General features: G+C 60.8%; 19 protein-coding genes. 13 read left to right on the top strand and 6 right to left on the bottom strand.

The features are described from left to right. Positions 1 to 2: 2 nt before the first annotated feature. Both uvrY and CKW21_RS14920 read right to left on the bottom strand, forming a co-directional pair. Positions 3 to 644, bottom strand: coding sequence for a UvrY/SirA/GacA family response regulator transcription factor (gene uvrY, locus CKW21_RS14925; RefSeq protein WP_008015884.1), 642 nt, complete (start codon positions 642 to 644; stop codon positions 3 to 5). A 127-nt stretch (positions 645 to 771) separates the two neighbouring features. Beyond that, complete coding sequence (locus CKW21_RS14920) at positions 772 to 1,215, bottom strand: N-acetyltransferase (RefSeq protein WP_095194717.1); 444 nt, start codon at positions 1,213 to 1,215, stop codon at positions 772 to 774. 620 nt (positions 1,216 to 1,835) lie between these two features. On the opposite strand from CKW21_RS14920, the gene CKW21_RS14910 reads away from it, so the two are divergent. The 13 genes from CKW21_RS14910 (at position 1,836) to CKW21_RS14850 (ending at position 19,386) form a co-directional block, all read left to right on the top strand. Continuing rightward, positions 1,836 to 2,909, top strand: coding sequence for a 3-deoxy-7-phosphoheptulonate synthase (locus tag CKW21_RS14910; protein WP_095194716.1), 1,074 nt, complete (start codon positions 1,836 to 1,838; stop codon positions 2,907 to 2,909). Between the two features lie 188 nt (positions 2,910 to 3,097). After that, positions 3,098 to 3,979, top strand: coding sequence for a triacylglycerol lipase (locus CKW21_RS14905; protein WP_095194715.1), 882 nt, complete (start codon positions 3,098 to 3,100; stop codon positions 3,977 to 3,979). A 231-nt stretch (positions 3,980 to 4,210) separates the two neighbouring features. After that, a complete protein-coding gene (locus CKW21_RS14900) occupies positions 4,211 to 4,492 on the top strand; it encodes a peptidylprolyl isomerase (RefSeq protein WP_095194714.1) in 282 nt (93 codons plus the stop codon). 135 nt (positions 4,493 to 4,627) lie between these two features. Further along, the gene (locus tag CKW21_RS14895) at positions 4,628 to 6,496 is read left to right on the top strand and encodes an extracellular solute-binding protein (RefSeq protein ID WP_095194713.1); all 1,869 of its coding nucleotides are present in this window, start codon (positions 4,628 to 4,630) and stop codon (positions 6,494 to 6,496) included. Then, on the top strand, positions 6,496 to 7,557 hold the full coding sequence (locus CKW21_RS14890) for a microcin C ABC transporter permease YejB (protein WP_095194712.1): 1,062 nt from the start codon (positions 6,496 to 6,498) through the stop codon (positions 7,555 to 7,557). Before CKW21_RS14895 ends, CKW21_RS14890 begins: the two co-directional genes overlap by 1 nt. Next, positions 7,557 to 8,579 (top strand): ABC transporter permease, encoded by a 1,023-nt coding sequence (locus tag CKW21_RS14885; protein WP_095194711.1) that lies wholly within the window; start codon positions 7,557 to 7,559, stop codon positions 8,577 to 8,579. The genes CKW21_RS14890 and CKW21_RS14885 overlap by 1 nt, the downstream gene beginning before the upstream one ends. Before the next feature lie 16 nt (positions 8,580 to 8,595). After that, complete coding sequence (locus CKW21_RS14880; protein ID WP_095194710.1) at positions 8,596 to 10,173, top strand: ABC transporter ATP-binding protein; 1,578 nt, start codon at positions 8,596 to 8,598, stop codon at positions 10,171 to 10,173. 146 nt (positions 10,174 to 10,319) lie between these two features. Next, positions 10,320 to 11,735, top strand: a complete 1,416-nt coding sequence (locus CKW21_RS14875; RefSeq protein ID WP_095194709.1) for a sigma-54-dependent Fis family transcriptional regulator — start codon at positions 10,320 to 10,322, stop codon at positions 11,733 to 11,735. A 278-nt stretch (positions 11,736 to 12,013) separates the two neighbouring features. Next, positions 12,014 to 13,405 (top strand): GntP family permease, encoded by a 1,392-nt coding sequence (locus tag CKW21_RS14870; RefSeq protein ID WP_095194708.1) that lies wholly within the window; start codon positions 12,014 to 12,016, stop codon positions 13,403 to 13,405. Between the two features lie 7 nt (positions 13,406 to 13,412). Continuing rightward, positions 13,413 to 14,186 carry a 3-hydroxybutyrate dehydrogenase gene (hbdH, locus tag CKW21_RS14865; protein WP_095194707.1) on the top strand — a complete coding sequence of 258 codons (774 nt, stop codon included), beginning with the start codon at positions 13,413 to 13,415 and terminating at the stop codon, positions 14,184 to 14,186. Positions 14,187 to 14,306: 120 nt separating this feature from the next. Then, positions 14,307 to 16,262 carry an acetoacetate--CoA ligase gene (locus CKW21_RS14860; RefSeq protein ID WP_095194706.1) on the top strand — a complete coding sequence of 652 codons (1,956 nt, stop codon included), beginning with the start codon at positions 14,307 to 14,309 and terminating at the stop codon, positions 16,260 to 16,262. Positions 16,263 to 16,518: 256 nt separating this feature from the next. After that, positions 16,519 to 19,056, top strand: coding sequence for a PAS domain-containing protein (locus CKW21_RS14855; RefSeq protein ID WP_095194705.1), 2,538 nt, complete (start codon positions 16,519 to 16,521; stop codon positions 19,054 to 19,056). Positions 19,057 to 19,110: 54 nt separating this feature from the next. Further along, positions 19,111 to 19,386: a peptidylprolyl isomerase gene (locus CKW21_RS14850; protein ID WP_095194704.1), complete on the top strand. Its 276-nt coding sequence runs from the start codon at positions 19,111 to 19,113 to the stop codon at positions 19,384 to 19,386. A gap of 114 nt (positions 19,387 to 19,500) precedes the next feature. Here CKW21_RS14850 and CKW21_RS14845 read toward each other — a convergent pair whose 3' ends face one another. The 4 genes from CKW21_RS14845 to CKW21_RS14830 form a co-directional block, all read right to left on the bottom strand. Next, the gene (locus tag CKW21_RS14845; RefSeq protein ID WP_095194703.1) at positions 19,501 to 20,433 is read right to left on the bottom strand and encodes a sugar kinase; all 933 of its coding nucleotides are present in this window, start codon (positions 20,431 to 20,433) and stop codon (positions 19,501 to 19,503) included. Positions 20,434 to 20,561: 128 nt separating this feature from the next. After that, positions 20,562 to 21,779: an amino acid deaminase gene (locus CKW21_RS14840; protein WP_095194702.1), complete on the bottom strand. Its 1,218-nt coding sequence runs from the start codon at positions 21,777 to 21,779 to the stop codon at positions 20,562 to 20,564. Positions 21,780 to 21,818: 39 nt separating this feature from the next. After that, positions 21,819 to 22,583 carry an IclR family transcriptional regulator gene (locus CKW21_RS14835; RefSeq protein ID WP_095194701.1) on the bottom strand — a complete coding sequence of 255 codons (765 nt, stop codon included), beginning with the start codon at positions 22,581 to 22,583 and terminating at the stop codon, positions 21,819 to 21,821. A 172-nt stretch (positions 22,584 to 22,755) separates the two neighbouring features. Next, entirely contained in the window at positions 22,756 to 23,145 is a 390-nt protein-coding gene (locus tag CKW21_RS14830) for a RidA family protein (RefSeq protein WP_095194700.1), read from the bottom strand. Positions 23,146 to 23,169: the final 24 nt, after the last annotated feature.

Raw genomic sequence — 23,169 nt, 5'->3', positions numbered from 1 at the left:
TTTCAGAGGCTGGCATCAACCATGCCGTGACGAACCGCCAGCAGCGTCAACTCGACATCACTGCTGATCGAAAGCTTCTCGAAAATGCGGTAACGGTAGGTGTTCACGGTTTTTGGCGACAGGCACAGCTTGTCGGAAATGATCTGGACCTTCTGGCAACCAACGATCATCAACGCAATCTGGATCTCCCGCTCGGACAAGGCATCGAAGGGCGAATCGTTGGTCGGCTGGAAGGATTTGATCGCCAGTTGCTGAGCGATTTGCGGACTGATGTAGCGCTGCCCGGCGAATACCAGGCGGATGGCCTGGACCATTTCCGGCAAACCCGCGCCTTTGGTCAGGTAGCCCGCGGCACCGGCCTGCAATAACCGTGTAGGAAACGGATCTTCCTCACAGACAGTCACCGCGACGACTTTGATGTCCGGATGACTGCGCAACAATTTGCGAGTGGCTTCAAGACCGCCGATACCGGGCATCTTGACGTCCATCAAGACCACATCGGGTTTCAGCTCACGCGCCTTGAGCAGGGACTCTTCCCCCGATTCAGCCTGGCCGACCACTTGCAGGCCATCGATGTCAGCCAGCATTCGTGTAATGCCTGTACGAACGAGATCATGGTCATCGACCACTAGCACCCTAATCAAGCAGACACCTCGCGATATGGTCTTATTAAGTTGTCGACACCTTAGCAAAAAAGCTTCTGGCAGACCTAGCGGAAAGCGTCAGATAAAAAGTTTCAATGTGTCTTGTAAGCCCGGTGCCAAGCGTGTTTCAGCGATGCGGACCTTCGACGTCGCGCTGCATTCTCAGAAAACACTCGTCCGTTCCCACCACTTGTAATCCCTTTCTTTCATATAACGCCCGCGCCGGGTTGTTTTGAAAAACCGTCAAGCGCAATGCCGGGCGCCGTTCCTGGCCAGCCATGGCAAAAACCTGATCGATTGCCCAGGATCCGGCACCTTGCCGGCGAAACCCCTTGGAAATCTGCAATTCGCGGATGTAGAGCGCCCTGGCGTCTCGACTCAGGCTGACGTACCCCACCCTGTTCTCGCCGCGCATGATCAAACGATTGTCGCGACCAGCCCAAGCGACGTCGAATGCCTCATCCTGCCACAGCAGATCATGCTCAATGTAATAACGCAGCATATTGCTGCAGGTCAGTTCACGGGCAAATTCAAGATCGCGGTCAGTTGCAGCACGCCATTCAAATTCCATCACGCCTCGATTGCCTTTTGTGGGAGCTGGAAGTGTGTCACAACCGCTGGGGCGCTCAAGCAATAGAAAACGCCATTTTTACCCGATAGCATTTTCTGATTGAATACTCGTACCGGGCTCTTGTAAGCTCGGCGCATCCATCGGAGACAAACCATGTTCAATGCCCTCTCACAGCTCCATACCGCCAGCGCCCCGCGCTCGGTTGCGGCTGCCCGGGCGAACGACGCTTGTGCTCCGGTCAGCTTTTATTTTGGGTATTGGTTTAGCCACTGGCGCGCCTGATACCCACACGGCGCCCACTTCAAACGGGTCGCCACCAGAGAATTCTCAACCCCCGGTCGGCCTCCCGACCGGGGGTTTTGTTTTTTCAGCCCTAAACAATTTTTAGCGACACACCAGACATTCAGAGGATCAAGAACATGAACTACGCCACTTATTACCGTTACGACAGTTTTACCGCCTGGCGATTTACCACCCTCCGCTCGGGACAGCCTGCCGCCTCCGATCGGTCACCCACAGGTGGCAAGCACACACACGCAGCCAATCCGGCCAATTGTCGAACACCCCAATAGGGCCGAGCGCGCGGGAACGAACCCGCTGCCCGCCCAGGAAACCTGAATATGAACTCGTCCGTCTCCGCTCTGCCGCTGTCCACCTTGAGCCCTGCCAATGAAGCGCTGACCCTGCGTCTGCCCAGCTCGCTGCAACTCAAACAGCAACTGCCGCTCACCAACGCACTGACCCAGCAAGTCGAGGCCCACCGCCAGGCCGTTCGCGCGATCCTCAACGGTGAAGATTCCCGCCTGCTGGTCATTGTCGGCCCCTGCTCGATTCACGACCCCAAATCTGCCCTCGAATACGCCGGCAATCTGGCCCGCCTGGCTGCCGAAGTCAGCGACGAAATGCTGCTGGTGATGCGCGCTTACGTCGAAAAACCCCGCACCACAGTTGGCTGGAAAGGCCTGGCCTACGATCCGCACCTGGACGGCAGCGACGACATGGCTGGCGGCCTGGCCCTGTCCCGCCAGTTGATGCGCGAAATGCTCCTGCTGGGCTTGCCGGTGGCGACTGAACTGCTGCAACCCATGGCCGCCGGCTATTTCGATGACTTGCTCAGCTGGGTGGCCATTGGCGCACGCACCACCGAATCGCAGATCCATCGCGAGATGGCCAGCGGCCTGAGCATGCCGGTAGGCTTCAAAAACGGCACCGACGGCGGTGTCGCGGTGGCCAGCGATGCCATGCGCTCGGCGGCCCACCCGCATCGCCATTTCGGTGTCGACAGCCAGGGACACCCCGCGATCATCCAGACCCCGGGCAATGCGGACACCCATCTGGTGCTGCGCGGCGGTCATCACGGACCTAACTACGACCGCGCGAGCGTGGCCAAGGTACACGGCGACTTGACCCGACTGAAGATCCCGGCCCGGATCATGGTCGACTGCAGCCACGCCAATAGCGGCAAGGATCCGCTGCGTCAGCCGGCGGTGTTCAATGACGTGCTTGAACAGCGCTTGCAGGGTGACCGCTCGCTGATCGGCATGATGATCGAGAGCCATTTGTTCGAAGGCTGCCAGCCGCTGAGCCCGTCGCTGAAGTACGGCGTGTCGGTAACAGACGGCTGCCTGGGCTGGAGCGGGACGGAACAGCTGTTGCGTCTAGCGGCAGGCCGGCTTCGCGCACAGCGTGATTAAGAGCGCCCGGCATGCTCAAAGGGTGGATAGGGGGTCCGACTGGCACCTTATCCACCCCGTCTTTTCGGTACTCCCCTATTCCGTTTTCGTCAGCTGAGCGCGTCCTTTTCATACATCGCGTCGACGTCCGAGTGTTTTAGAGTGAGGCGCAAGGCTCCTCCCCCTGACCGCTGAAAAAGGACAAAAACATGCAAAGGAATGCAGACACTCATTACCCGATCCTGCTGGTTCATGGGCTCTTCGGATTCGACCGGATCGGCACCTTCGAGCTCTTCCATGACATCAAACAGGCGCTCCGAAACGTTGGAGCGCGGGTATTCGTACCGCATCTGTCGGCCACCCACAGCAACGAAGCACGGGGCGAACAGCTGCTGGCGCAAATCGTACGGGTGCTGGAAGGCACTGGTGCAAGCAAAGTCAACCTGATCGGTCACAGCCAGGGTGCACTGGCCGCTCGTTATGCAGCAGCGGTCGCACCGCAATCGGTTGCTTCGGTGACCTCGGTCAGCGGACCGAACCACGGCTCCGAGCTGGCCGACTTCCTGCGCAAGGCGCTCACGCCCGCAAGCCTGCCTGAGCAGATAGCCGACACGGTCGCGACCCTGTTCGCTGACTTCTTGTCGTTACTCAGTGGCAAGCGCGGCCTGCCGCAAGACGGTATCGCGGCACTCAACGCCCTGACCACGGAAGGCGTGGGAGCATTCAACGACAAATACCCCCAAGGCCTGCCGAAAACCTGGGGTGGCAAGGGCTGCGGACAAGTCAACGGTGTCCGCTATTATTCCTGGAGCGGCATCTTGTCGGGAAAGCTTCTGGATGATGGTTTGAACTCACTTGATCCATTCCACGGGTTTATGCGGGCCTTTTCCCGGTATTTCATAACTGAAGCCGGGCAGAACGATGGCCTGGTCGGCCGCTACAGCTCCCATCTGGGGACCGTCATTCGCTCCGACTATCCACTGGATCACCTGGGCACCCTGCGCCAGACAGGTTTCCCCCTCGCGAAACACATTGACCCGATCGATCTCTACGTGCAGCACGCTGAGCGCCTGAAGAAAGCCGGACTTTGATCGCGATATCACCCACATACCACCCTGCAGGAGCGAGTCTGTTCGCGATGAACTCAGGGGCAACGCGTTTACTCAGGCAGCACCCGTGATCGTTTACGTCCATCGCGAGCAGGCTCGCTCCCACAGGGACACCGGCCCTGCAGGTGCCTCGCAGCGGAAGTTAGAGGAGAAATAGCGCGCTGAATCCGGTAGGCTGTTCATTTTACCGAACATTGAAAGGAGTATTTTCCCATGGCTAGAGCCACTGCCCGCCACATCCTCGTTGCCAGCGAAGCCAAGTGCACCGAACTCAAGGCCCAGATCGAGGCTGGCGCAGATTTCGCCGAAATCGCTAAAGCCAACTCCACTTGCCCTTCCAGCCGCCAGGGCGGTGACCTGGGTTCGTTCGGTCCGGGCCAGATGGTCAAGGAATTCGACACCGTGGTCTTCAGCGCACCGCTCAACGTCGTGCAAGGCCCGGTCAAGACCCAGTTCGGCTACCACCTGCTGGAAGTGACCAGCCGCCAGGACTGATCGACTCCTGGTTTTCCTTCACAGCGGCCCGCCTATTGGTGGGCCGTCGTGTTTCAGATACGTAATTCGGCTGGCGAGGGACGCGCCGCTAGCGTACAAATTGTCGTTAACGACCACCCGGCTCTAAGGCTGACAATGCGACTGGCTTTCCCTACTGTGTTATTCACTGCCGCGGCCCTGTTGTTGGGCGCCGCCGGTGTGAACGCCGCACCGCAACATGCGTTGACCGTTTACGGCGAACCGGCCAAATACCCTGCCGGTTTCAGTCACTTCGCCTACACCAACCCGCAGGCCCCCAAGGGTGGCACCATGCGTCGTTCGGCGATCGAAATCGGTCACTTCGACCATGTGTTGCCATACATCGACAAAGGCATCGGTGTCTCGCAGATTGACGGCCTGCTCTATTCGCCCCTGGCCCAGCGCTCGCTGGACGAGCCTTACACCGTGTATGGCCTGGTGGCGCAGAAGATGGAACGCTCCGATGACGGGCTGTCCCTGCGCTTCTACCTCAACCCCAAGGCACGCTTTGCCGATGGCAAACCCATCACGGCCGAGGACGTGCGCTACACCTTCGATCTGTTGATGACCCAGGGCAGCCTGCGCTATCGCACGCAGTTCGCCGACGTCAAAGGCGTCGAAGTGGAATCGCCGCTGACCGTGCGTTTCGATTTCAAGAACAACGAAAACCGCACCCTGCCCCTGGACATCGCCACCCTCCCGGTATTTCCCGAACACTGGTGGAAAACCCGCGATTTCGCCGGTGGCGGCGGTTACGAGGCACCGCTGGGTAGCGGCCCGTACAGAGTGGGCAAGGTCGACTCCGGACGCAGCATCACGTTCGAACGTAACGCCGACTGGTGGGGCAAGGACTTGCCGGTCAGTCGCGGCCTCTACAATTTCGATCATTTCAGTATCGAGTACTTTGGCGATACCGACGTTGCCCGTCAGGTGCTGCGCGGCGGCGCCTACGACTACAACCGCGAATTTTCCGCCACCGGTTATTCCATCGGCTATGAAAGCCCGGCCCTGAGCGACGGTCGCCTGCAAAAAGCCCACCTGGCCACAGAAGCGCCGCAACCGAGCCAGGGCTTCGTGTTCAACCTGCAAAAGTCGATGTTCCAGGATCGCCGGGTGCGCCAGGCGCTGGTCATGCTCTGGGATTTCGAATGGAGCAACCGGCAGATGATGCGCAATCTGTACATCCGCCAGCAGAGCTTCTTTTCCAACACCGAACTTGCCGCACGGCAACTGCCGGATGCCGGTGAACTGGCCATACTCGAACCGCTGCGCGGACAGATCCCGGACGAAGTCTTTACCAAGGTGTTCGAAGCCCCGAAAACCGATGGCAGCGGCTTGATTCGCGATAAACAGCTACAAGCGCTGGACCTGCTCGAACAGGCCGGCTGGAAACCCAAAGGCGATCAACTGGTCAACGCCGACGGTGAACCACTGAGCTTCACGTTCCTGGTCAGCCAGAACGGCATGGACCGCTTGCTCCTGCCGTACAAACGCACACTGAAGCAGATCGGCATCGACCTGAACATCCGTCGCATCGACGCGTCACAGTACGTCAATCGCCTGATGAGTCGAGACTACGACATGATCGTCACCGGCTACCCGGTCACCACTTCACCGGGGGGCGAACTGCTCAACTATTTCAGCTCCGCCGCGGCCACCGACCCCGGTTCCAACAACTACATGGTCCTGAAGAACCCGGCGGTGGACACCCTGATCAACGGACTTGTGCGCGCCGACAACAAGGCCGACATGTTGCGCTACGCCCATGCGCTGGACCGGGTGCTGCAATGGAGCTACTACTGGATTCCCAACTATTACCCGCCGGGAACGTCCACCGTGTGGTGGAATCGCTTCGGCATCCCCAACGTGCAGGCCAGCAATGACGAGGCCATCGAGAGCTGGTGGGAAGTCAGCACCACGCCGCTGACCAACCAGCAGATGACCGCCGAGCGCATTCGCCGTGGCAGCCCCGGAGGACCGCATTGATGTGGGCTTACATACTGCGGCGCTTGCTGCTGATCATTCCGACGCTGGTGATCATTCTTCTGGTCAACTTCGTGATCGTCCAGGCGGCACCGGGCGGCCCGGTGGAACAGGCCATCGCCCATCTGCAAGGCATCGGCGGGGCCGGTGTCGGCGGCGGTTCCGGCGAGTCCATGAGTGGCACTTCCCGGGCCAGTCGCGGCCTCGATCCACAGCTGATCAAAGACATCGAAAAACAGTACGGCTTCGACAAACCGGCCCATGAACGGCTCTGGCTGATGCTCACCAGCTACGCGCGCCTGGACTTCGGCAAGAGCTTCTTCCGCGGCGCCACGGTCACCGACCTGATCCTGCAGAAGATGCCGGTGACCATTTCCCTCGGACTCTGGGCGACGCTGATCACCTACCTGGTATCGATTCCACTGGGCATCCGCAAGGCGGTGCATCATGGCAGTCATTTCGATATCTGGAGCAGTACGGCGATCATCATCGGTTACGCGATGCCGGCGTTTCTCTTCGCGATGTTCCTGATCGTGGTGTTCGCCGGCGGCACTTCCCTGAACTGGTTCCCGGTACGCGGGCTGGTGTCGGACAATTTCGAGTCGCTGTCGACCCTGGGCAAAATCGCCGATTACTTCTGGCACCTGGTGCTGCCGGTGACGGCGCTGGTGATCGGTGGTTTCGCCACCTTGACCATCCTGACCAAGAACTCGTTCCTCAATGAAATCACCCGGCAATACGTGGTCACCGCCCGCGCCAAAGGCTTGAGTGAGCGCCGGGTGCTGTATGGCCACGTGTTCCGCAATGCCATGCTGCTGGTGGTGTCGGGGATCCCCCAGGCGTTCATCAGCGTGTTTTTTGCCGGTTCCTTGCTGATCGAAGTGATCTTCTCCCTCGACGGCCTGGGTCGCATGAGCTACGAGGCCGCCGTTTCACGGGACTATCCGGTGGTGTTCGGCTCGCTGTTCATCTTCACCCTGTTCGGTCTCTTGATAAAACTGGTGGGCGACCTGTGCTACACCCTGGTCGACCCGCGCATCGACTTCGCCGCGAGGAATGCCTGATGTTCAAGCTTTCGCCTCTGGGCCGTCGTCGTTTCGAACGCTTCAAGAAAAACCGTCGCGGCTGGTGGTCGCTGTGGCTGTTTGTCGGCCTGTTCCTGTTGACCCTGGGTGGCGAGCTGATCGCCAACGACAAGCCGCTGATCGTCAGCTATCAAGGTTCGTTGTATTTTCCGGCCCTGAAGCGCTACACCGAACAGGAGTTTGGCGGTCAGTTGCCGTTCCAGGCCGATTACCGCAGCGACTACGTGCAAAACCTGATCAAGAAGGACGGAGGCTGGCTGTTGTTTCCGCCTATCCCCTTCAGCGACGACACACCTAACTACGACCTGAACAAACCCGCGCCCAGCCCGCCCTCGAACGTGAACTGGCTGGGCACCGACGATCAGGCGCGGGACGTCTTGGCCCGGGTGATTTTCGGCGCCCGGGTATCGATTCTGTTTGCCCTGATGCTGACCTTCGTCAGCGCCCTGATCGGCATTGCTGCCGGCGCCCTGCAAGGCTATTACGGTGGCTGGGTCGACTTGCTCGGCCAGCGCCTGCAAGAGGTCTGGTCCGGGTTGCCGGTGCTGTATCTGCTGATCATTCTGTCGGGGTTTGTCGAACCGAATTTCTGGTGGTTGCTGGGGATCATGGCGCTGTTTTCCTGGCTGGCACTGGTGGACGTGGTGCGCGCCGAGTTCCTGCGCGGGCGCAACCTGGAGTACGTCAAGGCCGCCCGGGCCTTGGGCCTGACCGATCGCAAAGTCATCGTGCGGCATATTCTGCCCAACGCCATGAACGCGACCTTGAGCTACCTGCCGTTCATTCTGACCGGGGCCATCTCGACCCTCACGGCGCTGGACTTCCTCGGTTTCGGCATGCCGGCCGGCAGTGCATCCCTGGGCGAACTGATCGGCCAGGGCAAGCAGAACCTGCAAGCACCGTGGCTGGGGCTGACGGCGTTTTTCACCCTGGCGTTGATTCTTTCCTTGTTGGTGTTCATCGGCGAAGCCTTGCGCGACGCGTTTGATCCCCGATCTTGAGAGGCGGACTGTTGATATGAGTAACCTGATCGAAATCCGTGACCTCAGCGTGGCCTTCAGCGGCCAGACGGTGGTGCGCAATCTGTGCCTGGACATCCGCCCCGGCGAATGCCTGGCCTTGGTGGGCGAGTCGGGTTCGGGCAAGTCGGTGACCGCCCACTCGATCCTGCAGTTGCTGCCCGAATGCGGGACCCAAACCACTGGCAGCATCCGTTATCGCGGCCAGGAGATTGTGGGCGCAGACGCCAAAAGGTTGCGTCAATTACGCGGTAACCGCATCGCCATGATTTTCCAGGAGCCGATGACCTCCCTGAATCCGTTGCACAGCATCGAAAAGCAGATCGGCGAAACCTTGCTGGTGCACAAAGGCATGGCGGGCAAGGAGGCCCAGGCGCGGATTCTTGAGTTGCTGCACCTGGTAGGTATCCAGAAACCCAAGGAACGGCTCAAGGCTTACCCCCATCAATTGTCCGGCGGCCAGCGCCAACGGGTGATGATCGCCATGGCCCTGGCCTGCGAGCCGGAGCTGTTGATCGCCGACGAACCCACCACCGCACTGGACGTCACCGTACAGCGCAAGATTCTGCTGCTGCTCAAATCCTTGCAACGGCGGCTCGGCATGTCGCTGCTGCTGATCAGCCACGATCTCAACCTGGTACGCAGCATTGCCCAGCGCGTCTGTGTGATGAAGGCCGGGGAAATCGTCGAGCAGGCCAGCTGCGAAACCATTTTCACCGAACCGAAACACCCCTACAGCTGCGTGCTGCTCAATGCCGAGCCGGAAGGCGAAGCGCTGCCCCGTGACGAGCGTGAAAACGTGCTTGAGGTCAACAATCTGCGGGTGCAGTTTGCGGTGAGTGGCGGGTTGTTCCGGCGCAAGACTTACATGAACGCCGTGGACGGCATCAGCCTTAATGTTCAGCGCGGCAAGACCCTGGGCATTGTCGGCGAATCCGGCTCCGGCAAATCCACACTGGGCCAGGCGATTCTGCGCCTGCTCGACTCCGAAGGCGGCATTCGCTTCCAGGGCGAGGCACTGGAAGGCCTGACGCAGAAACAGTTGCGGCCGTGGCGCAAGCAAATGCAGGTGGTGTTCCAGGACCCGTTTGGCAGCCTCAGCCCACGGATGTCCGTGGCGCAGATCATCAGCGAAGGCCTGGAAGTGCATAGCCAGTTGAGCGTCGAGCAATGCAACGCCGAGGTGATTCGGGCCTTGCAGGAAGTCGGCCTCGATCCGCAAAGCCGCCATCGCTATCCCCATGAATTTTCCGGCGGCCAGCGCCAACGCATCGCCATTGCCCGGGCGCTGGTCTTGAAACCGGCGTTGATTTTGCTGGACGAACCGACCTCGGCGCTGGACCGCACCGTGCAAAAACAAGTGGTCGCCCTGCTCCGCCAGCTTCAGGAAAAACATGGTCTGACGTACCTGTTCATCAGCCATGACCTGTCGGTGGTGCGCGCCCTGGCCCACGACATGATCGTGATCAAGGACGGCAAGGTGGTGGAAAGCGGCGCCAGCCATGATGTGTTTGGTTCACCGCAGCATCCGTACACCAAGGAGCTGTTGGCGGCGGCGCATCCGGGGCAGGCATAATCCCGTGACAGGCTATTGACCGGGTCGCGGCCTTCGCGAGCAGGCTCGCTCCCACAGGGGATCTGCGCCTTTCACAAATCCCTTGTGGGAGCGAGCCTGCTCGCGAAGAGGCCGGCACAGGCAACATTCAATCAGGATCAGCACCCATGAACACCACCGAAAGCCTCAAGGACTACCAGCGCGTGCGCCTGCTGGCGATCCGTTCGTTGTTCGAGATCATCGAGCAGTCGAGTGAAGGCACGGTGATCGTCGACCGCGATGCCAACATCGTCTGGATGAACGAGCGCTACGCCCGGCGTTTTGGCCTGCAATCGGCCGAGGGTGCCATCGGCAAGGCCTGTGAAAGCGTAATCCCCGGCAGTCTGCTGCGCGAAGTGGTGCGCACCGGTCGACCGATTCTGCTCGACATGCAGGACACCCCCAAGGAGCCACTTGTGGTGATGCGCCTGCCGATTCACGACGACGCAGGCTTAGTGATCGGCGCCATCGGCTTTGCCCTGTTCGACGAACTGCGCAGCCTGTCACCGATGCTCAAGCGCTACATGAGCATGCAGGAAGAGCTGGCGTCGACCCGCTCGCTGCTTCGAGCACGGCAGACCAAATACAACTTCGCCCACTTCATCGGCACCAGTGCCGCCAGCCTCGAAGTCAAACGCCGTGCCCGCCGCAGTGCCAGCACCGAATCACCGGTGTTGCTGCTCGGTGAAACCGGCACCGGCAAGGAATTGCTGGCGCAGGCGATCCACAATGCCTCGCCGCGCGCGCACAAGGCGTTTGTCAGCATCAACAGCGCGGCCATCCCCGAATCGCTACTGGAAGCCGAATTCTTCGGCACCGCCCCTGGCGCCTTTACCGGTGCCGACCGCAAGGGCCGCGCCGGCAAGTTGCAAATCGCCCAGGGCGGCACATTGTTCCTCGATGAAATCGGTGACATGCCGTTACCGCTGCAAAGCAAACTGCTGCGGGTACTACAGGAGAAGGAATTCGAACCGGTCGGTTCCAACGACGTGATCCAAAGCGATGTGCGAGTGATCGCCGCGACCTCTACTGACCTGGAAGCCGCGATCAAACGCGGCGAGTTTCGCGCCGATCTGTATTACCGCCTCAATGTCCTGCCGATCCAGGTCCCGCCGCTGCGCGACCGCCTTGACGACCTGCCCGCCCTCAGCGAAGCGATCCTTGAAGAGTTGCGCAGCCAGCACGAACTGAACAGCGAAGCGCTGGAGCTCTTGGGGCAGCACGCCTGGCCGGGAAACATTCGCGAGCTGCGTAACGTCCTGGAACGGGCAGCCTTGCTCAGTGATGACCTGCGGCTGACGGCAGCGGATATCCGCGCGGCGATCGGCACGTTCACCCCGGTTCAACGGGTGGTGCCGTTGACCATCGAACCATTGGAGCATGAGACGTTCAGCGCGGCACGGGAGCGGTTTGACCGGCAGCTGATCGAAACCACCCTGGCGCACTGCGGGGGCAAGGTGATTGAGGCGGCGGCGCGTCTGGGGCTTGGGCGGTCGACGTTGTACAAGAAGATGGTGGCGTTGGGGATTGCGGAGTCTCTATAAAGAGACATTGATCTCCATTGGTAGATATGGCCTCTTCGCGGGCAAGCCCGCTCCCACAGTGACCGCGTTATCGATGAACCTGTGGGAGCTGGCTTGCCCGCGAAAGGCCAGTCTTGACAGCAAAAGTCTCAAAACAGAGACAAACCCATTGATTTCGACTCCAAACAGAAAAATATATCTTTATATTTCAATAACTTACTCATCTGGCACGAAACTCGCTACAGCCGTCTCCTACAACGTTTCACCCCTACAAAAATAACAATCCCAGGAGACACACCATGAGTGTGATCATTGCCTTGGCAGCCCTCGCGCTGCTGATGCTGGCTGCTTACCGTGGCTATAGCGTTATCCTTTTTGCCCCGATTGCCGCCCTCGGCGCCGTCCTGCTGACCGACCCTTCCGCCGTTGCACCTGCCTTCACCGGCGTGTTCATGGAGAAAATGGTCGGCTTCATCAAACTGTACTTTCCGGTGTTCCTGCTCGGTGCGGTATTCGGCAAGCTGATCGAGCTGTCGGGTTTCTCGCGCTCAATCGTCGCCGCGGCCATTCGCTTGCTCGGCACCCGTCAGGCAATGCTGGTCATCGTATTGGTTTGCGCCTTGCTCACCTACGGTGGCGTGTCGCTGTTCGTGGTGGTGTTCGCGGTTTATCCATTCGCCGCTGAAATGTTCCGCCAGAGCAATATTCCCAAGCGCCTGATCCCGGCGACCATCGCCCTCGGCGCGTTCTCGTTCACCATGGATGCCCTGCCCGGCACCCCGCAGATCCAGAACATCATCCCCAGTACCTTCTTCAACACCACGGCCTGGGCTGCACCGTGGCTGGGTGTGATCGGCACGATCTTCGTGTTCTGCGCCGGCATGCTGTTTCTCCAGCGTCAGCGCAACAAGGCCCAGCGCACGGGTGAAGGCTATGGCAACGACCTGCGCAACGAGCCGGAAACCGCCGCCGACATCAAGTTGCCCAACCCGTGGATCGCCCTCTCGCCGCTACTGGCCGTGGGCATCATGAACCTGTTGTTCACCCAGTGGATTCCACAGTGGTACGGCAAGACCCACAGCCTGGCGCTGCCGGGCATGGCCGCCCCGGTCACCACCGAGATCGCCAAACTCACCGCGATCTGGGCAGTACAGGCTGCACTGCTGGTGGGCATCATCATGGTGCTGCTGTTCGGCTACAAGGCGATCAGCCGCAAACTGGCCGAAGGCAGCAAAAGTGCAGTCAGCGGTGCCTTGCTGGCAGCAATGAACACGGCCTCGGAATACGGTTTCGGCGCGGTGATCGCGTCCCTGCCGGGCTTTCTGGTGCTGGCCGACTGGCTCAAGAACATTCCAGATCCGCTGGTCAATGAAGCAATTACCGTCACCTTGCTGGCCGGTATCACCGGTTCCGCATCGGGCGGCATGAGCATCGCCCTGGCGGCGATGTCCGAGCAGTTCATCAGCGCCGCCCACGCCGCCAATATTCCGCTGGAAGTGCTGCACCGGGTGGCCTCGATGGCCAGCGGCGGCATGGACACCCTGCCGCACAACGGCGCGGTGATTACCTTGCTGGCGGTCACCGGCCTGACCCACCGCGAAGCTTACAAAGACATTTTCTGTATTACGCTGATCAAGACACTGGCGGTTTTCGTGGTGATCGGTACTTTCTACGCCACTGGCATTGTGTGAGGTATTCATGACGACTCTTTCGGGCAAGACCGCACTGGTCACCGGCTCCACCAGCGGCATCGGCCTGGGCATCGCCCTGAGCCTGGCCAAGGCCGGCGCCAACCTGATCCTCAACGGTTTCGGCGATGCGTCCAACGTCATTGCTGAAGTCGAGCAATTCGGTGGCAAGGTCGGCCATCACCCGGCCGACGTCAGCGACCCGGCGCAGATCGCCGACATGATCGCCTACGCCGAGCGTGAATTCGGCGGTGTCGACATTCTGGTCAACAACGCCGGCATCCAACATGTGGCGCCGGTAGACGAGTTCCCGGTGGAGCGCTGGGATTCGATCATCGCCATCAATCTGTCATCCGTGTTTCACAGTACCCGCCTGAGCTTGCCGGGCATGCGCGCCAAGGGCTGGGGCCGGGTGATCAACATCGCCTCGGTGCATGGTCTGGTCGGCTCGACAGGCAAGGCCGCTTATGTGGCGGCCAAGCACGGCGTGATCGGGTTGACCAAGGTGGTCGCCCTTGAAACCGCTACCAGCAACGTGACCTGCAACGCGATCTGCCCGGGTTGGGTGCTGACGCCGCTGGTACAGAAGCAGATCGATGATCGCGCCGCGACCGGCATTGATCCGCAACAGGCCCAGCATGATCTGCTGGCGGAGAAACAACCGTCGCTGGAATTCGTGACCCCGCCGCAGCTGGGCGAGCTGGTGCTGTTCCTGTGCAGCGAAGCCGGCAGCCAGGTACGGGGCGCGGCGTGGAATGTTGATGGTGGGTGGTTGGCGCAGTGATCTGACGTTAGACCGCGTTATCGTTCTTCGCGAGCAGGCTCGCTCCCACATTGAAATGCGGTCCCCTGTGGGAGCGAGCCTGCTCGCGAATGGATCTGCAGATAGAAGAAGAGGCAAATCATGTCCGACATCCTCTGGCAACCCAGCCCCGAACGCATCGCCAAGACCCGCATGGAGGCCTTCCGGCGCTTCATCATTGCGCGGCACCACCTGCACATCGACGACTACCCTGCCCTGCACCAATGGTCCATCGATCAGCGCGAGGACTTCTGGCAGGCCATCGTCGACTTCTTCGATATCCGCTTCCATCAGCAACCCGACGCGGTGTTGGTGGAAGGCGAGCAAATGCCCAGTGCTCAATGGTTTCCCGGTGCAACCTTGAACTTCGCCGAGCACTTGCTGCGACGCCGCGACGATGCCATTGCGGTGGTCGCCGTGGCGGAAAACGGCCAGCGTGAACACTTGACCTGGGCTGAACTGGCAGAGCATGTCGCCGGCTTCCAGAACGGGTTGATCGCCGCGGGTGTCGGTATCGGCGATCGGGTCGCCGCGTGCATGCCCAACACCTGGCAAACCCTGGTGGCCATGCTTGCCACCACCAGCCTCGGCGCGATCTGGTCCTGCTCTTCGCCGGACTTCGGCACGCAAGGCGTGATCGACCGATTCGGCCAGATCGAACCGAAAGTGCTGCTCACCTGCGCCGGCTACCGTTACGCCGGCAAAGACATCGATCAGACGGTCAAGGTCAACGAAATCCTCGAACGCCTGCCGTCGTTGCGGCAGTTGGTCATCGTGCCTTACGCACGGCCCGATGCGCATATCGAAGACTTCCGCACCCAGGCCAACGTCACGTTATGGGACGATTTCTACTTCCCCGGCGGTGATCCGGACTTCGTCGCCGTGCCCTTCGCCCATCCGCTGTACATCCTCTACTCCAGCGGTACCACCGGCGTACCCAAATGCATCATCCACAGCACCGGCGGCGTACTGCTGCAGCACGTCAAGGAACACGGCCTGCATTGCGATCTTGGCCCCGGCGAACGGTTGTTCTACTACACCACCTGCGGCTGGATGATGTGGAACTGGCTGGTTTCGGCCCTGGCGGTGGGCAGTGCCGTGGTGCTGTATGACGGCTCACCGTTTCATCCGGATTCCGAACGCTTGATCGACCTGATCGACGACGAGCGCATCAGCGTCTTCGGTACAAGTCCCAAGTACCTGGCGACGCTTGAAAGCAACGGCGTCAAACCCATGCAAAACCATGACCTGAGTAGCCTGAAAACCCTGCTCTGTACCGGCTCGGCGCTGTCGCCCCAGAGCTACGACTACGTCTACCGCGACCTCAAGGCGAATGTGTGTCTGGCCTCGATGTCCGGCGGCACCGATATCGTTTCGTGTTTTGTGAACGGCAACCCGTGGCAACCGGTGCGTCGCGGCGAAATACAGGGCAAGAGCCTGGGCATGGCCGTCGAAGTCTGGAACGACGAGGGTCGGCCGGTAATGGGTGAAAAAGGTGAGTTGGTGTGCACCCGGCACTTCCCGGCGATACCCATCGGCCTGTGGCACGACCCCGACGGCGAGAAACTGCGGGCCTCGTATTTCAGCCAATTTCCCGGGGTCTGGTCTCAGGGAGACTATGCGGAACAACTGCCCCACGGCGCGATGATGATCCACGGGCGCTCCGACGCCGTACTTAACCCCGGCGGCGTGCGCATCGGCACGGCGGAAATCTACCGCCAGGTGGAAAAAGTCCCGCAGGTGCTCGACAGCGTGGCCATCGGTCAGCAATGGCAGGATGACGTGCGGGTGGTGCTGTTCGTACGCCTGCGCGACGGAGTGGAACTGGATGAAGCGTTGCAGCAACAGATCCGCCAGGTCATCCGCGCCAACACCACGCCACGCCATGTGCCGGCGAAGATCGTCGCGGTCACCGACATCCCACGGACCATCAGCGGCAAAATCGTCGAGCTGGCGGTACGCAATGTGGTGCATGGGCAGAAGGTGAAAAACACCGATGCACTGGCCAATCCCGAGGCGTTGGAGCAATTTCGGGATCGTACCGAACTCCAGCGTTGAAATTGAGATCCACTGTGGGAGCGAGCCTGCTCGCGAATGCGATGCGCCAGTCGGAATGAATGTGACTGACACGACGTCTTCGCGAGCAGGCTCGCTCCCACAGGGGGGGTGATGTGGGTAGGCGTTTTAACAACGCATCGATTTCCATGGCAAAAAGCATCCGCGAAGCATTCAATTGACAGAAATGACCCGTACGGGTCAGTGCTCAGCAAGCATAGTAGACACCGCCATACCGACTTGAACGCAGGACACCTAGATGAATGCATCACCAACCGGCAGCGATGCACAGGCCTTGATTGCCCGACTGGACTGGGCAAGCACGCCGCTGGGCGAGGCCAGTACCTGGCCGCAAAGCCTGCGCACCGCCGTGGACATCGTGATCCATTCGCCGATGCCGATGCTGTTGCTGTGGGGGCCGCAGTTGACGCAGATCTACAACGACGGCTTCGCCCTGCTCGCCGGCAGCAAGCATCCGCACGCTTTCGGACAGCCGACGCACCAGATCTGGCCAGAACTCCAGGACTTTACCGACCCGATTTACAGTGCCGTCCTACAAGGTCAGGTGCGGACCTACAGCGAACAACGCTTCACCCTGCAGCGCGATGGCAAGGATTCCGATTTCTGGCTCGACCTGACCTACAGTCCGATCCGCGACGAGAACACCCAGGTCGCCGGAATTCTGGTCACCGCCATCGAAACCAACGAACGGCGGCGCATCGCCCTGGAACTGGAACAACGCTCGGCCGCCAGCCTCAAGGCACAGCAGGAAACGGAAGAACGCCTGCAACTGGCTCTCGCCGCGACCGACGCTGTGGGGACCTGGGACTGGGATATCAGTGAGGACCGTTTCATTGCCGATGCCCATTTCGCCCAACTGCACGGCATCGATCCCGCCATGGCCGGGCAATTGCCGATCAGCGCCTATCTGCACGGCGTCCACCCAGAAGACCGTGCCCTGATTGCCCGCAGCATCAAGCATTGCATTACCCATGGCACTGAGTACGCCGAGGAATATCGCCTGTTGCAACCCGACGGCCAGTTGCGCTGGGTGTTCGCCCGCGGGCGGTGCTACAAGGACCACCATGGTCGGCCGATCCGCTTTCTCGGCGCGGCACTGGACCTGACCGAGCGCAAAAACACCGAGCAGGCCTTGCGCCAGAGTCAGACCGAGCTGCAGCTGATCATCAACGCCATGCCGATCCTGATCAGCTACGTTGACCGCGAGGAACGCTTTCGCCTGAACAATTCCGCTTATCTGGACTGGTACGGCCTGACGCCCCAGGAGCTCTACGGCAGGACCATTCGCGAGGTATTGGGCGATGAGGCCTACGCCTTGCGCGCCGAGCATATTGCCCAGGCGCTGACCGGCAAGCCCTGCTGTTTCAGCATCGACGCACCGCACCGTGACGGCAGCATCCGCCATGCCCTGATGAATTATTTGCCGCGCCACGGCGCGGACGGCGCGGTGAACGGTTTTTACATTTTCGTGATCGACGAAACCGAACGCAAAAACACCGAAGAAGCGCTGCGCAACCTGAACGAAACCCTCGAAGAACGGGTCGCAGCGCGTACCCAGCAACTGGCCGAAACCAACCAGCGCCTGCAAAACGAGATGTTCGAACGCGAGCGCGCTGAAGACGCCTTGCGCCATGCACAGAAAATGGAAGCCGTCGGCCAGCTCACCGGTGGCATCGCCCATGACTTCAACAACATGCTCACTGGTATCATCGGCAGCCTCGACCTCATGCAACGCTACATCGCCGATGGACGGACCCAGGACATTGCCCGCTTCGCCGAAACCGCCGTGTCCTCGGCGAAACGGGCCGCCGCCCTGACCCATCGTTTGCTGGCGTTCTCCAGGCGCCAATCGCTGGACCGCAAGCCGCTGAACGCCAACGACCTGATCCATTCCCTGGAAGATCTGTTCCGCCGCACCAAGGGCGACCACATCCAGCTCAAGTTGCAACTGGCCGAAGACGCCTGGCCGGTCAGCACCGATGTCAGCCAACTGGAAAACGCCCTGCTCAACCTGGTCATCAACGCCAGGGACGCCATGCCCGATGGCGGTGAACTGCGCATCGAAACCGCCAATGTTTACCTCGACAGCAGCGACATCAACATTCTGGAGCCGGTCAAGGCCGGCGATTACCTGATGATCGCGGTCAGCGACAACGGCACCGGCATGACGCCCAAGGTATTGGCCAAGGCGTTCGACCCGTTCTTCACCACCAAACCCATCGGCCAGGGCACCGGGCTTGGGCTATCGATGATCTACGGATTCGCCCAGCAATCGGGCGGCCATGTGAGTCTGTTCAGCATGCCCGGACAGGGCACCAACGTGCGCCTGTACCTGCCGCGCTTGCATGCGGTGCAAGCGCAAGACGCTCCGTCGCCGGACATCGGCGAAGCCCCACCGGCGATTGCCGGGGAAACCGTGGTCCTGGTGGAGGATGATCCGGCGGTGCGCATGCTGGTGCTCGACCTGCTCAAGGAGCTTGGCTATAAGGCCCACGAAGCCGAAGACGCGAAAACCGCCTTGCCCTTGCTCGAATCCGATTTGCGGGTCGATCTGCTGGTCACCGATGTCGGCCTGCCGGGGATGAATGGCCGGCAGTTGGCAGAGATTGCGCGCCAGCATCGCCCGGACCTGAAAGTGCTGTTCATGACCGGTTACGCGCAAATGGCGGCCGAACGTCAGGGCTTCCTCGAGGAAGGCATGGACATGGTGGCCAAACCGTTCTCCATTGATCTGTTGGCCAACAAGATTCGCACGATGATCGGCCAACCCGAGTGAGTTAAGGCATAATCGCGCGCCCCGTTGTCGTCACCGTTGCAAGGTAATTGCCCTATGAAAGCTCAAGCCCGCCATATTCTGGTGAAAACCTCGGAAGAAGCCGAGCAGCTCAAACAACGCATCGCCAAGGGTGAAGCGTTTGACGTGCTGGCCAAGAAGTACTCCGCCTGCCCGTCCGGCAAACGCGGCGGCGATCTGGGTGAAGTACGTCCGGGACAGATGGTCGGGGTGATTGACGCGGTGATTTTCAAGAAGCCGCTGCGGGTGGTGCATGGCCCGATCAAGAGCAAGTTCGGGTATCACCTGGTGCAGGTGTTTTTCCGGGATTGACGGGTTGGCCTCAGGGCCTCATCGCTGGCAAGCCAGCTCCCACAAGGACCGCGCAAGACCTGTGGGAGCTGGCTTGCCAGCGATCCGATGGCGCAGCCAGCGGCCCTTCACCGCTTATCTCGGAATCAACGCCCCCGGTACTTGAATCACCCGACTCGCCAACCGATGCCCCGCCTCGGCAGCCTCCACCGGGCTGCTACCCTTGAGCCGACTGGCCAGGTACGCCGCGCTGAACGAATCCCCCGCCGCCGTGGTATCCACCACGCGCTCGACCTTCTGCGCCGGTACTTCGAATGACTCGCCATCACAACGAATCAGACAGGCTTCGGCGCCGCGCTTGAGCACCACCTCAGGCGTGCCGATCTGCTCATACGCGGCAAACACCGCTGCGCAATCGGCGAAATGGAACAGCGCCTGTTCGTCATCCACGGTCAGCAGCGCCAGGTCGACATAGGGCAGCACGCTGCGATAAGCCGCCCGCGCCTCTTCGACCGAAGCCCACAGGCGTGGCCGGTAGTTGTTGTCGAAGACGATCCGCGCATCGCGTTGCCGGGCCTCGATCAAGGTTTCCAGCAGTCTCTCCCTACCTTGCACGCCCAATACCGCCAGGGTGATGCCGCTGAAGTACAGCACGTCGTAATCCGGCAACGCTGCCAGGATCGGCGCGGCGGCCACGGTGGTGAAGCAATCGCGCACCGCCGCCTCATTGCGCCAGTAGAGAAAGCGCCGTTCGCCGGCAGCGTCGGTCTGGATGCAGTACAGACCGGGCAAACGGCCGGGCAAGCGCTGGACCATGTCCAGTCCGATGTTTTCCGCGGCCCAGCTCTGGCACATCGCATCGCTGAAACTGTCATCGCCCAGGGCGGTGACGTAATCGACGCTGCCGGCCGTACCCAGTTCGCGGGACAGATAGACCGCCGTGTTCAAGGTGTCGCCGCCGAAGCTCTGGTGCAGGCTGCCGTCAGCGCGATGCTGCAACTCGATCATGCATTCGCCGATCAGGGCGATGCGCGGGGTGTTGGGGCCGAGGGTGTTGATGGTGTTCATGATGTGGGGTCTCTGGTGCTTCTGTGTTGTCTGGGCGGCCGTCTTCGCGAGCAGGCTCGCTCCCACAGGGAAACGCATTCCATTGTGGGAGCGAGCCTGCTCGCGAAGGCAGCACCTCGGTTCCGGACTTAGAAACAGGTTTCCATGGTTTCGATGACGTTCAACTGCTCATCCACCAGGCACCCCGTGCGCCACTTGTCGAACGTCAGGCACGGGTGCGAGGTGCCGAACGAAATAATGTCGCCCACCCGCAATTCAACCCCCGGCGCCACGGTCATGAACGCATGCTGGTCCATCACCGCCGTCACTTTGCAGGCACCGACATCGTCGCCTTTAGCCGGCACCACGCCCGCCTTGTAACGCAGCAACGGCACCGGCAAACCGGCGTCGTAGGCCACGTCGCGCTTACCCAGGGCGATCACGGCGAAGCCAGGTTCGGGCAACGACTGCACGTGAGCCCAGACTTCCAGCGCCGGACGCAGACCTTCGTGCAGGTCGCTGCGGCGGTCCAGCACACAGCATTGCGCTTCTTTATAGATGCCATGGTCATGGGCCACATAACTGCCCGGACGCAGCACACTGAGGAAACGCCCGGCGGCGTTCTGTGCTTCGAACTCCTCGGCAATCAAGTCATACCAGGCGGAGCCCGACGCCGTGATGATCGGTTTGGCGATGGCGAACGCGCCGCTGTCTTGCAACTGCACGGCCAGGCGAACCAGGGAGCCGGCAAACGCACGAATGCCGCTGACGGCGTGATCACCGTGAATCACCCCTTCGTAACCTTCAATGCCTGTCAGGGCCAGCGCCGGTTGAGCGGCGATGGCCTTGGCCAGGTCGAGGACTTCCTGCTCGCTGCGGCAACCACAACGACCGCCCACCACGCCGTACTCGATCATCACGTTCAGGCGCACACCGCGAGTGGCGAAGTACGCGCCGAGATCAGCGACGTTGTCCGGGTGATCGACCATGCAATAGAAATCGAATGTCGGATCGGCCAGCAAATCGGCGATCAATGCCATGTTCGGCGTGCCCACCAGTTGGTTGGCCATCAGTACCCGACGTACGCCATGGGCATAGGCCGCACGGGTTTGCGTGGCGCTGGCCAGGGTAATGCCCCAGGCGCCAGCGTCCAGTTGCCGGCGAAACAGCGCCGGGGTCATGCTGGTCTTGCCGTGGGGCGCCAGCTGCGCGCCGCTGTTGCTGACAAAGTCCTGCATCCAGCGAATGTTGTGTTCCAGCGCTTCGCGATGCAGCACCAGGGCCGGCAGGCTGACGTCACGGACCAGGTTGGCGCCGGGTTGGGCAGAGCCCTTTTCCACGGCGGCAGTATGGGGGGCAGAAGACATGGTCGAACTCCTCACATTCGCGACTGCAGGCAGCCGCTGTTATTCGTTGATACGACGGGCCAGGCTGTTCGCGCTTTCGATCAGCACCCGGCGGTAGTCGTTGTAATGAGTCTTGGCATCGGCGCGCGGCGCGACGATGCACAAGGTGCAAATGGCCACGCCATTCGGGTCTTTGACCGGGGCGGCGAAGCAATGGGTAAAGGTGTCGGCCACGCTGTCGAAAGAGAAAAAGCCGTCGATACCGGCCTGACGGATTTCCTTCAGAAACTGCGCAAGCTCCAGGCGATCGCCGTTGGGCAGGATGAAGTCGTCGTGGTCGATCAGGTCGACGATTTCCTGGTCGCTCAGGTGCGCCAGCAACAGGCGCCCGGAGGCGGTCCAGGGGATCGGCGCGTTCTCGCCGATGTCTGAGGAAATGCGGAAATGCCGCTCGCCCTCCTTCATCAGCGCCACGGTGTACTTGCGCCCGTTGAGCAGGCACATCTGCGCGGTCTCGCGGGTCTGGCTGACGATGTCCTGCAAGGCGTGATCGGCCTCGCGGGTCAGGTCGAAATGGCGCAAATGCGCCTGGCCGAGGAAGTACAGCTGGCGGCCGAGGTACACGTGACCGTCCTTGCCGACCGGCTCCAGGATCCGTCGTTCCAGCAACGAAGCAACCAGTTCATAGACCGTGGATTTGGGGCTGCCGATGCCGCTGGCGATTTCGTTCGGGCGCAGGGGCTGGCCGATTTCCTTGAGGAAATCTAGGATATCGAACGCCCGGTCCAGACCGCGTGCCCGGCGCTTGATGGTGTCTTCGGTCATATCAGTGGTTCCCTTTCAAAGTCGCCGGGAGTTTAACCAGAGTGCTGCGGTGACTGTTAGGCCGCCATCGCTGGCAAGCCAGCTCCCACAGGTTCTGTGTGCTACCACAGATTGCAGGCACACCATCAATCCCTGTGGGAGCTGGCTTGCCAGCGATGCAGTCACCGCAGACTCAGGTCTTTTTCTTGTAGGCGATGCAATCGATCTCGACCTTGCAGTCGACCATCATGTTCGCCTGCACACAGGCCCGCGCCGGGGCGTGTTCAGGTTTGAAGTACTCGGAAAAGACCTTGTTGAAACTGGTGAAATCCCGCGGATCGTCCAGCCACACCCCGGCACGCACCACATCTTCCAGGCCATAGCCGGCCTCTTCGAGAATCGCGATCAGGTTCTTCATGGTCTGGTGGGTCTGCTCGACGATGCCACCAACAATGATCTCGCCATCCAACGCAGGCACCTGGCCGGAGACGTGCAGCCAGCCATCGGCTTCAACGGCGCGGGCGAAAGGACGAGGCGTGCCGCCAGCGGCGCTGCTGCCGGTGCCGTAACGAGTGATGCTCATGGGTGTTTCTCCTGATTGAAAATT

This window comes from Pseudomonas sp. Irchel 3A7 (assembly GCF_900187565.1).
GTDB lineage: Bacteria > Pseudomonadota > Gammaproteobacteria > Pseudomonadales > Pseudomonadaceae > Aquipseudomonas.
The sequence above is the reverse complement of the archived record's forward strand: the minus strand, read 5'-3'. Positions and strand labels throughout refer to the sequence as shown.

What these genes read in the sequence shown, in the direction of transcription:
- CKW21_RS14905 (WP_095194715.1), top strand. Translation starts at nt 3,098, where the DNA reads ATGCAAAGGAATGCAGACACTCATTACCCGATCCTGCTGGTTCATGGG.
- CKW21_RS14880 (WP_095194710.1), top strand. Translation starts at nt 8,596, where the DNA reads ATGAGTAACCTGATCGAAATCCGTGACCTCAGCGTGGCCTTCAGCGGC.
- CKW21_RS14860 (WP_095194706.1), top strand. Translation starts at nt 14,307, where the DNA reads ATGTCCGACATCCTCTGGCAACCCAGCCCCGAACGCATCGCCAAGACC.
- CKW21_RS14840 (WP_095194702.1), bottom strand. Translation starts at nt 21,779, where the DNA reads ATGTCTTCTGCCCCCCATACTGCCGCCGTGGAAAAGGGCTCTGCCCAA.
- CKW21_RS14870 (WP_095194708.1), top strand. Translation starts at nt 12,014, where the DNA reads ATGAGTGTGATCATTGCCTTGGCAGCCCTCGCGCTGCTGATGCTGGCT.
- CKW21_RS14830 (WP_095194700.1), bottom strand. Translation starts at nt 23,145, where the DNA reads ATGAGCATCACTCGTTACGGCACCGGCAGCAGCGCCGCTGGCGGCACG.
- CKW21_RS14895 (WP_095194713.1), top strand. Translation starts at nt 4,628, where the DNA reads ATGCGACTGGCTTTCCCTACTGTGTTATTCACTGCCGCGGCCCTGTTG.
- CKW21_RS14850 (WP_095194704.1), top strand. Translation starts at nt 19,111, where the DNA reads ATGAAAGCTCAAGCCCGCCATATTCTGGTGAAAACCTCGGAAGAAGCC.
- hbdH (WP_095194707.1), top strand. Translation starts at nt 13,413, where the DNA reads ATGACGACTCTTTCGGGCAAGACCGCACTGGTCACCGGCTCCACCAGC.
- CKW21_RS14910 (WP_095194716.1), top strand. Translation starts at nt 1,836, where the DNA reads ATGAACTCGTCCGTCTCCGCTCTGCCGCTGTCCACCTTGAGCCCTGCC.
- CKW21_RS14835 (WP_095194701.1), bottom strand. Translation starts at nt 22,583, where the DNA reads ATGACCGAAGACACCATCAAGCGCCGGGCACGCGGTCTGGACCGGGCG.
- CKW21_RS14855 (WP_095194705.1), top strand. Translation starts at nt 16,519, where the DNA reads ATGAATGCATCACCAACCGGCAGCGATGCACAGGCCTTGATTGCCCGA.
- CKW21_RS14845 (WP_095194703.1), bottom strand. Translation starts at nt 20,433, where the DNA reads ATGAACACCATCAACACCCTCGGCCCCAACACCCCGCGCATCGCCCTG.
- CKW21_RS14875 (WP_095194709.1), top strand. Translation starts at nt 10,320, where the DNA reads ATGAACACCACCGAAAGCCTCAAGGACTACCAGCGCGTGCGCCTGCTG.
- CKW21_RS14920 (WP_095194717.1), bottom strand. Translation starts at nt 1,215, where the DNA reads ATGGAATTTGAATGGCGTGCTGCAACTGACCGCGATCTTGAATTTGCC.
- CKW21_RS14900 (WP_095194714.1), top strand. Translation starts at nt 4,211, where the DNA reads ATGGCTAGAGCCACTGCCCGCCACATCCTCGTTGCCAGCGAAGCCAAG.
- CKW21_RS14885 (WP_095194711.1), top strand. Translation starts at nt 7,557, where the DNA reads ATGTTCAAGCTTTCGCCTCTGGGCCGTCGTCGTTTCGAACGCTTCAAG.
- CKW21_RS14890 (WP_095194712.1), top strand. Translation starts at nt 6,496, where the DNA reads ATGTGGGCTTACATACTGCGGCGCTTGCTGCTGATCATTCCGACGCTG.